This is a genomic window from Hydrogenophaga sp., assembly GCF_026125825.1.
Lineage (GTDB): Bacteria > Pseudomonadota > Gammaproteobacteria > Burkholderiales > Burkholderiaceae_C > Hydrogenophaga.
The window spans coordinates 1-11,357 of sequence record NZ_JAHCKK010000111.1 but is presented as its reverse complement, the minus strand read 5'-3'; the positions used below and the strand labels follow the sequence as shown (position 1 = coordinate 11,357).

Here is an 11,357-nt window from a genome sequence, read left to right as displayed (position 1 = left end):
TGCCCGGCGACATTCTCATCATCCCGCAAGGCTGGTTCTAAGGCCGCCGTCCGGTCGGCCTCCGGGCTGGTCGGGCGACCAGCCAGCCTCCTGCTGTTCAGCTGTCACACACAGATTCCTGCATGCACGATCTCCTGAACCAAATCTCCACCACCCTGCGGGGCATGTGGAAGTACCGCCGACTCGGGGTGTTGATCGCCTGGATCGTGGCCGCCGTGGGCGCCGCGGGCGTTCTGATGATTCCTGATCGCTACGAGGCGACGTCGAGGGTGTACGTCGATACCCAGTCGATCCTGCGCCCGCTCATGACCGGTCTGGCGATCCAGCCCGATGTGGAGCAGCAGGTCGCCATGCTCAGCCGCACGCTGATCAACCGGCCGACGGTGGAGAAGCTCATGCAGATGGCCCAGCTGGAGACCGCGGGCCAGACCAAGGCGCAGCGCGACGCCCTGGTGGACAACCTGTTCAAGTCGCTTGCCATCCGCTCGACGGGGCGCGACAACCTCTACACCCTGTCGTACCGCGACGAGAACCCCGAGCGTTCGCTGCAGGTGGTCAAGTCGCTGCTGACGATCTTCGTCGAGTCGGGCAAGGGCGCCGCCGGCACCGACTCCGACAACGCGCGCAAGTTCATCGAAGAGCAGATCAAGAACTACGAGAACAAGCTGTCCGAGGCTGAATCCCGCCTGAAGGATTTCCGCCTGCGCAACCTGGACATGCAGGCCCAGGGCGGTCTGGACGTGGCGGGTCGCATGGCCGAGATGCTGAGCACGCTCAGCCAGGCCCGCCTGGAGCTGCGCGAAGCCGAGAGCGCCCGCGAGGCGGCGCGCAAGCAGCTGGAGCAGGCGCGCAGCATGGCGCGCAGCGCGCCCGACACCTCGTCGCTGAACCTGGCCACGCCCGACCTCGACTCCCGCATCGATGCACTCAAGCGCAGCCTGGACGCCTTGCTGCAACGCTTCACCGACCAGCACCCGGACGTGCTCAACACGCGCCGCCTGATCAAGGAACTGGAAGACCAGAAGCGCCGCGAGATCGCCGAAATGCGCCGCGCCGCCGCGGCCTCGCCCACCTCGCCGGTGGTGGAGAACAACCCGGCCATCGTGGAAATCACGCGCACGCTGGCCTCGGCCGAAGTGCAGGTGGCCTCGTTGCGTGCCCGCGTCGGTGAATACGAAGGCCGCGCCGCCCGCCTGCGCGAGCAGCTCAAGGTGGCGCCGCAGATGGAAGCCGAGCTGGCCCAGCTCAACCGCGACTACGAGATCCACCGCAAGAACTACCAGGATCTGGTGTCGCGCCGCGAGACCGTGTTGATGAGCGGCGAGCTGGAAAGCACGTCCAACCTGGCCGACTTCCGCGTGGTCGAGCCGCCCCAGGTCTCGCGCCGCCCGGTGGCGCCCAACCGCGCCCTGCTGTTGCCCGTGGCCTTGCTGGCCGCGCTGGCCGCCGGCGTGGGCGTGACCTTCCTGGTCAGCCAGCTGCGCCCCGTGTTCTTCGATGCCTCGGCCTTGCGCGGCGCCACCGAGCTGCCGCTGCTGGGCGTCGTGACCCTGGTCAAGAACGACGCCATGCGCCGGCGAGAGTCCCGAAGCCTGCGGCGATTCCTGTTGGCCATCATGGCCTTGGTCGTGTTGTTCCTCATCGGTATGGTGACCTTGTCGTACCGATCGAGCCTTTGAAGGTGATCTGAAAACATGTCCAGCTTGATTGAAAAAGCAGCCCAACGGCTTGAGCAACTGCGACAGGCCGGCGCCGACATGCCGGCCGTGCCCGAGGTCACCGCCGCACCTGCCCAGGCACCCGAGGCCATGGCCCCCGTGTCCCCAGCGGCCGCCGCGAAGCCCGCGCCGGTGAAGGAGGCCCCCAAGACCGTTTCCAAGAGCGTGCGCCTGGACCTGGCCGCGCTCGCCGAGATGGGCTTTGTCACGCCGAACGCCCCGCGCGCGGCCATCGCCGACCAATACCGCGTCATCAAGCGGCCCCTGATCGCCAACGCCACCGGCAAGGGCGCGTCGGTGGTGCAGCATGGCAACCGCATCATGGTGACCAGCGCCATGCCCGGCGAAGGCAAGAGCTTCACCGCCATCAACCTGGCGATGAGCATCGCCATGGAGCTCGACTACACCGTGCTGCTGGTCGATGCCGACGTCTCCCGCCCCTCGATCATGAAGACGCTGGGCCTGCCGCCCGGCCCCGGCCTGCTGGACCTGCTGACGAACAAGCAGATGGAGATGTCGGACACGCTGCTGCGCACCAATGTGGACAAGCTCAGCCTGCTGCCCAGCGGCACGCCGCACCCCCGTGCCACGGAACTGCTGGCCAGCGACGCGATGACCGACCTCATCGAAGAGATGGGGCACCGGTATCCTGACCGCATCATCATTTTTGACTCGCCACCGCTGCTGCTCACCACCGAATCCCGCGTGCTGGCCACGCACATGGGCCAGATCGTGGTGGTGGTGCAGGCCGAGAAGACCCTGCAGTCCCAGGTCAGGCACGCGCTGACGACCATCGAGTCCTGCCCGATCAAGCTCATGGTGCTCAACCAGGTGCACGGCGGCGACCAGGACGCCTATGGGTATGGCTACGGCTACGGGCAGGGGGCGTCCAGCGATGCCGCGGCCTCAGAGGCCACGCCGGCTTGAATCGGTTCACGGAGGTTTCCCAGTGACACATCGATCATCCCGCCGGCCCGCATCCTTCCCGGTGGTCACGCTGGTGCAGGCCTTGTCAGGCCTGCTCGTGCTGTCGCTGCATGCCCAGGTGAGGGCCCAGGAAGTGGGGCCCGCGCAAGGCATCGTGGAGGTCGAGACGCCGGTGGCGCCGCCCCCCGCCATCTGGGTCACGCCCCGCGTCTCCGTGAGCCAGGGCTTCTCCAACAACGGCAACCTCTCCACCCAGAACCGCCAGAACGAACAGATCACCGAGGTCAGCCCCGGCATTGGGGTGGTGGTCAACAAGCCACGCCTCAAGGGCTTCTTCGACTACTCGCTGCGCGGCATCTACGACGCGCGCAACACGGTGCAGGACAACATCCAGCAGTCCCTCAACACCAACGGCACGTTCGAAGCCTGGGACAACCGCGCCTTCATCGATTTCTCGGGGATCATCGGCCAGCAGGCCATCTCCGCGTTCGAGTCGCCCAGCGTGGATGCCCTGGGCAACGACAACCTCTCCGAAACGTCGAGCTTTCGCTTCTCGCCCTACCTGCGCGGCAGCCTGATGGGCTCGGTGGACTACGAGCTGCGCTACAGCTGGCAGACCACCCGCACCGACACGCGGCTGCGCTCGGACATCACCTCCGAAGAGGGGCTGGCGCGGCTCTCGCGCCAGGTCACGGGGCAGTCGCTGGGCTGGACCCTGGAAGCCAGCCGCACGCAGCTGGACTACAGCTTCGGGCAGCAGCAGACCCTGGATGCGGTCAACGGCCGCGTGTTCTATGCGCTCGACCCGACGCTGACCCTCTCGGCGCTGGTGGGCGTGGAGTCCAACGACCTGCTCACGCCGGAGATGAAGTCCTACCGGTCCACCGGTCTGGGCGTCGAGTGGCGGCCTTCGGACCGCACGCGCGTCTTCGCCGAGCGGGCCAACCGCTACTTCGGCAAGGGCCACAACGTCGAGGTGGAGTACCGCAGCCGGCGCGCCATCTGGCGCTATGTGGACACCCGCGACGTGGTCACCAGCCAGCTCGATGCCGCAGGCGCCAGCCAGGGTTCGCTCTACGGCCTGATCGACGCGCTCTCCACCGAGCCCGATCCGGTGCGGCGCGCGCAGCAGGTCAACGCCGAACTTCAGCGCTTGAACCTGCCGGCCGATTTCCAGCTCAACCCCGGCTACCTGACCTCGTCGGCTTCCGTGCAACGCCTGCAGGAGCTCTCGCTGGGGCTGTTCGGTCCGCGCGATGCCTTCGTGGTGGCCGTGGCCCGCAACACGGGGCGCCGCCTCAATCCGGTGATCTCCCTGAGCGACGACTTCAACATCGCCTCGGACATCCTCGAGAAAGCCTGGCGGGTGACCTACGCCCACCGCCTGACGCGGCTGACGACGGCCAATGTGTCGTTCACGCGGCAGACGAACGAAGGCATCAACACCTCGTTCAGCAACACCCTCAAGACCCTGACGTTCGGTGTCAGCACGCGCCTGGCCGCTCGCACCAGCGGCAGCGTGCAACTCCGTCGTTCGCTCTACAGCGGCACCTTCCCCTACAAGGAAACCGCCATCCTGGGCGTTGTCACCCACCGGTTCTGATTCATGTACGAAGCCTATTACGGGTTGACCAGCAAACCCTTCCAGCTCAATCCCGATCCGCGTTTCTATTACAGCAGCAAGCCGCACCGGCGCGCGCGCTCGTACCTGGTGTACGGCGTCATGCGGGGCGAGGGCTTCATCGTCATCACCGGTGAGGTGGGCGCTGGCAAGACCACCATCGTGCGCGACCTGCTCGACAGCCTGGAAAACGGCTCGGTGGTGGCGGCGCACCTGGTGAGCACGCAACTCGGTGCCGAAGACGCGCTGAAACTGGTCTGCGCGGCCTTCGGCGTACCGGTGCGGGGCACCGGCAAGGCCGACATGCTGATGGCGCTGGAGGCTTTCTTCATCACGCAGACCACCCAGGGCAAGCGCTGCCTGCTGATCGTGGACGAAGCGCAGAACCTGCAGCCGCTGGCGGTGGAAGAACTGCGCATGCTCTCGAACTTCCAGTTCGGCGAGCAGGCCTTGCTGCAGACCTTCCTGGTGGGGCAGCCCGAGTTCCGCACCATCCTGCAGGGCCCGGGCATGCTGCAATTGCGCCAGCGTGTCACCGCGCGCTGCCACCTCGGCCCGCTGGACGAGGAAGACACCCGCGCCTACATCGAGCACCGTCTCAAGTGCGCCGGCGCGGTGGACAAGCCGGTCTTCGAGCCTGCGGTCTTTGCCGGCATCTTCCAGCACAGCGGCGGCATCCCGCGCCGCATCAACACCCTGTGCGATCGCCTGCTGCTCCAGGGCTACCTCTCCGAAGCCCCCACGCTCACGCTCGATGCGCTCAACGAGGTGGTCGCGGAGATGCACGCCGAGAGCGCGGTCCCCGCACCCGAGCACGCGCCCACCGACGACCGCTGGGCGCACCTGCCCAAGGCAGGCGAGGGCGCCGAGCCCCGTCCTTCGCTCGTCGATGGCATCGGCCCCGAGGACCTCGATCTGGACCCCGGCGTGGTCGACGGCATCGGCGAAGAGCTCACCCGTGTGACGGCCGAACAGCTCAGCACCCGGCTGCTGCGCATGGAGCGCAGCGTGCTGCGCCAGGAGCGGGTCAGCCTGGAGATCCTCGGTGCCCTGAGGAAGATCGTCGCGGCCACCCGCAAGTCGCGCAACAACGGCAGCAACTGATCCCGAGGGGCTTCCCATGCCATCCAACGCACCCATCGAAAACGCCCTGACCATCGACGTCGAAGACTATTTCCAGGTCTCGGCCATGGCTCCCTACATCCGCCGCGCCGACTGGGACCGCTGTGAGTGCCGGGTCGAGCACAACATCGATCGCATCCTGCAACTGCTCGCGGCGAAGAACACGCATGCCACCTTCTTCACCCTGGGCTGGATCGCCGAGCGCTACCCGGACATGGTGCGCCGCATCGTGCGCGAAGGCCATGAACTGGCCAGCCATGGCTACGGGCACCAGCGGGTGAGCGACCTCACCGAGGCCGAGTTTTTCGACGACATCACGCGCTCCAAGGGCCTGCTCGAAGACCTGGGCGGCCAGGCCGTCTGGGGCTACCGCGCGCCCAGCTTCTCCATTGGTGCCAACAACCTGTGGGCGCTGGACACCCTGCAGCGCGCGGGCTACCGCTACAGCTCCAGCATCTACCCGGTCAAGCACGACCACTACGGCATGCCCAATGCACCGCGATTCGCCTACGAGACCCGCGGGGGCATGATGGAAGTGCCGCCCACCACGCTGCGCATGTTCAACCGCAACCTGCCCTCCAGCGGGGGTGGCTATTTCCGCCTCATGCCTTATGCGCTGTCGCGCTGGATGCTGCAGCAGGTCAACAAGCAGGACGAGCAGTCCGCCATCTTCTACTTCCACCCCTGGGAGATCGACCCCGGGCAACCGCGCGTGGCCGGGATCGACCTCAAGACCCGCTTTCGCCACTACGTCAACATTGGCCGCACCGAGCAGCGCCTGGCTCGCCTGCTGGACGATTTCCAATGGGACCGCATGGACAACATCTTCATCGGCAGCCGTGTGAAGAAAGAGGTGCCCGTTGTCTGAGCCTGCTCCTTTGCGCATCCACCGCCTCGACAGCTCCCAAGCCGACCAGGTTGCCCGCTGGGACGCTTTCGTCCTGGCCCAGCCGCAAGCCACGTTCTTTCACCGGGCGGGCTGGCAGACGGTCATCCGCGATGTCTTTCGCCACGACACCTACTTTCTCTATGCGGAGTCCGGTGGCGAGATCCAGGGCGTGCTGCCGCTCGCGCACGTCAACAGCCGCCTGTTCGGCAATGCGCTGACGGGCCTGCCGTTCGCGGTGTACGGCGGCGCGGCCGCGGCCACCCCCGAGGCAGCCACCGCCCTCGAAGCCGAGGCCCAGCGCCTGGCGGTCGAACTGGGCACCGACCACCTCGAACTGCGCCACATCGAGCGCCGCCATACCGACTGGCCGGTGCAGGAGCTCTACGTCACCTTCCGCAAGGCCATCCTGCCCAAGGAAGAGGACAACATGCTGGCCATCCCGCGCAAGCAGCGCGCGATGGTGCGCAAGGGCATCAAGAACGGGCTGACGTCCCACATCGACCCCAGCGTCGATCGCTTCTTCGCGCTGTACGCCGACAACGTGCACCGCCACGGCACGCCGGCCATGCCCAAGCGGTACTTCCAGACCTTGCTCAAGACCTTTGGCGCCGACGCCGAGGTGCTGACCGTGTGCTCGGCCGAAGGCCGCCCGCTGTCGAGCGTGCTCAGCTTCTACTTTCGCGACGAGGTGCTGCCGTACTACGCCGGCGACGACGAAGCCGCCCGCGACCTGGCCGCCAACGACTTCAAGTACTGGGAGCTCATGCGCCTTGCCTGCGCGCGCGGCCTCAAGGTGTTCGACTACGGGCGCAGCAAGGAAGGCACGGGCCCCTATGCGTTCAAGAAGAACTGGGGTTTCGAGCCCACGCCGCTGAACTACGAATACCGCCTCTACAAGCGCGAGAGCATCCCTCAGAACAACCCGGCCAACGCGAAATACAAGCTGCTGATCGCCACCTGGCGGCGCCTGCCCATTGGCGTGGCCAACTGGCTGGGCCCCTTCATCGTGCGCAATCTGGGCTGACCGACGCCACCTTGACGCACCATGGCCAACCTGCTGTACCTCGTCCACCGGCTGCCGTACCCGCCCAACAAGGGCGACAAGGTGCGCTCGTACCACCTGTTGCGCCACCTGTTGCAGAAGCACCGCGTGTTCCTGGGCACCTTCATCGACGATCCCGACGATGAGCAGCACCTGCCCACGCTCAAGGCCATGTGCCCCGACCTGCACGTCGAGCGCATCGCACCGCGACAGGCCCGGCTGATGAGCGCCACCGGCCTGCTGCGCGGCGAGGCGCTCACGCTGGCCTACTACCGCAACGCCGGCATGCGGCGCTGGGTCGAACAGGTGGCCCAGGCCCACGAGCTGCAGGCCAGCGTGGTGTTCTCCGGGGCCATGGCGCAGTACGCGCAGCCACTGGCGCCGGCCGTGCCCATGCTGGTCGATTTCGTCGATGTGGATTCGGCCAAGTGGACGCAGTACGCCCCCGCGCACCGCTGGCCGATGTCGGCCATCTACCGGCGCGAAGGCCAGCGCCTGCTGGCCTACGAGCGTGAAGTGGCGGCCCAGGCGCGCCGTTCCTTCTTCGTCACGCCGAACGAGACCGCGCTGTTCCTCTCGCACGCCCCCGAGGCGCAAGGCCACGTGCAGTCGCTCAGCAATGGCGTGGACGCCGATTTTTTTGCGCCCGATCCTGCGCGAACCAACCCCTTCGCGGCCAACGAGCAGGCGATCGTGTTCACGGGCGCCATGGACTACTGGCCCAACATCGACGGCGTGAGCTGGTTCGTCTCGGACATGCTGTCGCGGCTGCGCGCGCATTGGCCGCGCGCGCGCTTCTACATCGTGGGCCGCAGCCCCTCGCCGCAGGTGCAGGCCTTGGCCAGCCAGCACGTGGTGGTCACCGGCACCGTGCCCGACGTGCGGCCCTACCTGCAGCACGCCGCCGCCGTGGTGGCGCCGCTGCGCGTGGCGCGCGGCATCCAGAACAAGATTCTCGAGGCCATGGCGATGGAGCAGGCGGTCATCACCGTGCCGTCGTGCGCCGAGGCCATCGGCGCGAGCAGCGCGCAGGGCCTGCTGCGCGCCGACGACGCCGATGGCTTTCTGCAGGCGCTGCAGCAACTGCTCGACGCGCCGCCGGCCCAGGCCGCCGCACTGGGCCGCGAGGCCCGCCGCTTCGTGCTGCAAGGTTTCAGCTGGCAGGCCCACCTCAGCGGCATCGACGCCTGCCTGGACGACCCCCACCACCTCAACGCCTCGCTGCAGGAGGCCCGCTGACATGTGCGGCATTTCCGGCCTCTTCGACACCCAGGGCCTGCGCAGCTACGACCGCGCGCTGGCATCCCGCATCAACAACATCCAGGCCCACCGGGGCCCGGACGAGGACGACCTGCACCTCGAACCCGGCCTGGCGCTGGGCCACCGCCGCCTGTCGGTGATCGACCTGGCCACCGGCCAGCAACCGCAGTTCAACGCCGACGCCAGCGTGGGCATCGTGTTCAACGGCGAGATCTACAACTTCCAGGAACTTGTGCCCGAACTCAAGGCCCTGGGCTATGTGTTTCGCACGCGCAGCGACACCGAGGTGATCGTGCACGCCTGGTCCGCCTGGGGCACGGCCTGCGTGCACCGCCTGCGGGGGATGTTCGCCTTCGCGATCTGGGACCGCGCCCAGCAGTCGCTGTTTCTCGCGCGCGACCGCATGGGCGTCAAGCCCATGCACTACGCCTGGCTGCCCGACGGCAGCTTCATCTTTGGCTCCGAACTCAAGGTCATCACGGCCCACCCGGGCTTCGTGCGCGAGATCGACCCGAAGGCGGTGGAGGACTATTTTTCGTTCGGCTACGTGCCCGACCCGCGCTGCATCTACCGCAACGCCCACAAGCTGCCGGCGGCGCACACCTTGCTGCTGCGCCGTGGCGAGACCGACCAGCCCGCGCCGGTGCCGTACTGGGACGTGCAATTCACCAACGACAACCCGATCGAGCAGGCCGATGCCGAGGTCGAGCTGCGCGAGCGGGTGCGCGAATCCGTCAAGCTGCGGCTGATCGCCGATGTGCCGCTGGGCGCGTTTCTCTCCGGCGGCGTCGATTCCAGCGCCGTGGTCGCCACCATGGCCGGTTTGTCCGACAAGCCGGTGCAGACCTGCGCGATAGGCTTTGACGACCCGCGTTTCAACGAGTCCGAGTTCGCCCAGCAGGTCGCCGACCGTTACAAGACCGACCACCGGCTGGAGATCGTCAAGAGCGACGACTTCGACCTGATCGACACCCTGGCTTGGCTGTACGACGAACCCTACGCCGACAGCTCCGCCATCCCGACCTACCGCGTCTGCGAGATGGCGCGCAAGCACGTCACCGTGGCGCTCTCGGGCGACGGCGGCGACGAGAGCCTGGGCGGCTACCGGCGCTACCGCATGCACCTGGGCGAGGAGCGCGTGCGCAACCGCCTGCCGCAGGGCCTGCGCCAGTCGGTGTTCGGCACGCTGGGCCGGCTCTACCCCAAGGCCGACTGGGCGCCGCGCATGTTCCGCGCCAAGACCACCTTCCAGGCCATGGCCATGGACAGCGTGCAGGCCTACCACCACAGCATGTCGCACCTGCGCGCCGACCAGCGCGCGCGCCTGTTCTCCCCCGCGTTCCAGCGCGAACTGGGCGGCTACAACGCCATCGAGGTGTTCCGCGAACACGCCCAGCGCGCGCAGACCGACGACCCGCTCGCGCTGATCCAGTACCTGGACTACAAAACCTGGCTGGTCGGCGACATCAACACCAAGGTGGACCGCGCGGCCATGGCGCACTCGCTGGAGGTGCGCGAACCCTTGATGGACCACCTGCTCATCGAATGGCTGGCCACGTTGCCGAGCGATCTGAAGATCCAGGGCGGGGAGGGCAAGGCGGTGTTCAAGAAGGCCTTCGAGCCGCTGCTGCCGCACGACGTGCTGTACCGGCCCAAGATGGGCTTCTCGGTGCCCCTGGCCAAATGGCTGCGTGGCCCGCTGGCGCAGCGCATGCGCGAATCGGTGCTGAGCCAGCGCATGCTGGACTCGGGCTACTTCAATGCCACCGTGCTCGAGCGCATGGTCAAGGAGCACCTGAGCGGCCAGTCCGACCATTCCACACCTTTGTGGATGCTGATCATGTTCGACGCGTTCTTGCGACAGAACGAGAAGAGCGCGCCCGTCTGACGGGCCCAGAATTCATTTCCCAGGAGGATGTTTGTGAGCAACAAGAAGAAGGTGCTGCTGGTCGGCGCCGGCAATATCGCCAAGACCCACGCGGCCGCGCTGCGCGAGATCGCCGGTGTGGAGCTGTATGGCGTGTTCGATGTGAACGCGGCCACCGCCCAGGCCCTGGCCAAGGAGTTTCACGCGGGCCGCGTGTTCAACACGATCGAGGAGGCCGCCGCGTCGCAGGCCGACACGGTGCACGTGCTGACGCCGCCGGACTTCCACCTCTCCTCCGCCATGCCCTTTGTCGCCGCCGGCAAGACCGTGCTGCTGGAAAAGCCGGTGGGCGTGAGCACCGCCGAGTGCGAACAGCTGCGCCAGGCCGCCGGGCAGTCCGGCGCGGTCATCGGCGTGAACCAGAACCTGGTGTTCAATCCCGCCTACGTGCAGCTCAAGGAGGCCATTGCCTCAGGCCGCCTGGGCAAGCCGCGCTACCTCGACTACGTGTATGAAGTGCCGCTGCGCCAGCTGGCCGCGCGCCAGTTCGGCCACTGGATGTTCCGCAAGCCACTCAACATCCTGCTGGAGCAGGCGGTGCATCCGCTGTCGCAGGTGCTCGACCTGGCCGGGTCGGTGCGCGAGCTCTCGGTGCTGGCCGAGGATCCGGTGGAAATCTCGCCTGGCGTGGGCCTGCACAACGCCTGCCAGGTGTCGATGCGCTGCGAGCGCATGCCCGCGCACATGCGCTTCCATGTGGGGGCCGAATTCACCGTGTGCCGCATGACCGTGGTGTGCGACGACGGCGTGGCCGTGGCCGACATCCTGGCAAACCGCTTCTTCACCTACGGCCGCACCAAATACCTCGAGGCCGCCGACGGCGCGCTCTCCGGCCTTCGCACCGCCGCCGG

The 11,357-nt window shown here is 67.2% G+C and carries 9 protein-coding genes; all 9 read left to right on the top strand.

The window, feature by feature from the left end; genetic code table 11:
* Window positions 1–122 precede the first annotated feature (122 nt).
* Entirely contained in the window at window positions 123–1,679 is a 1,557-nt protein-coding gene (locus tag KIT86_RS22135; RefSeq protein ID WP_297402424.1) for an XrtA system polysaccharide chain length determinant, read from the top strand.
* Between the two features lie 15 nt (window positions 1,680–1,694).
* Window positions 1,695–2,645, top strand: coding sequence for an XrtA-associated tyrosine autokinase (locus KIT86_RS22130; RefSeq protein ID WP_297402422.1), 951 nt, complete (start codon window positions 1,695–1,697; stop codon window positions 2,643–2,645).
* A gap of 22 nt (window positions 2,646–2,667) precedes the next feature.
* Window positions 2,668–4,248, top strand: a complete 1,581-nt coding sequence (locus tag KIT86_RS22125) for a TIGR03016 family PEP-CTERM system-associated outer membrane protein (RefSeq protein ID WP_297402420.1) — start codon at window positions 2,668–2,670, stop codon at window positions 4,246–4,248.
* Between the two features lie 3 nt (window positions 4,249–4,251).
* A complete protein-coding gene (locus KIT86_RS22120) occupies window positions 4,252–5,370 on the top strand; it encodes an XrtA/PEP-CTERM system-associated ATPase (RefSeq protein ID WP_297402418.1) in 1,119 nt (372 codons plus the stop codon).
* 16 nt (window positions 5,371–5,386) lie between these two features.
* A complete protein-coding gene (locus tag KIT86_RS22115; RefSeq protein WP_297402416.1) occupies window positions 5,387–6,256 on the top strand; it encodes an XrtA system polysaccharide deacetylase in 870 nt (289 codons plus the stop codon).
* Window positions 6,249–7,301, top strand: a complete 1,053-nt coding sequence (locus KIT86_RS22110) for a FemAB family XrtA/PEP-CTERM system-associated protein (protein ID WP_297402414.1) — start codon at window positions 6,249–6,251, stop codon at window positions 7,299–7,301. The genes KIT86_RS22115 and KIT86_RS22110 overlap by 8 nt, the downstream gene beginning before the upstream one ends.
* A gap of 21 nt (window positions 7,302–7,322) precedes the next feature.
* Window positions 7,323–8,558 carry a TIGR03087 family PEP-CTERM/XrtA system glycosyltransferase gene (locus KIT86_RS22105; RefSeq protein ID WP_297402412.1) on the top strand — a complete coding sequence of 412 codons (1,236 nt, stop codon included), beginning with the start codon at window positions 7,323–7,325 and terminating at the stop codon, window positions 8,556–8,558.
* A gap of 1 nt (window position 8,559) precedes the next feature.
* Window positions 8,560–10,467 (top strand): XrtA/PEP-CTERM system amidotransferase, encoded by a 1,908-nt coding sequence (locus KIT86_RS22100; RefSeq protein ID WP_297402410.1) that lies wholly within the window; start codon window positions 8,560–8,562, stop codon window positions 10,465–10,467.
* A gap of 33 nt (window positions 10,468–10,500) precedes the next feature.
* Window positions 10,501–11,357, top strand: an 857-nt coding sequence (locus tag KIT86_RS22095; protein WP_297402408.1) for a Gfo/Idh/MocA family oxidoreductase, incomplete at its 3' end; no start/stop codon positions are given.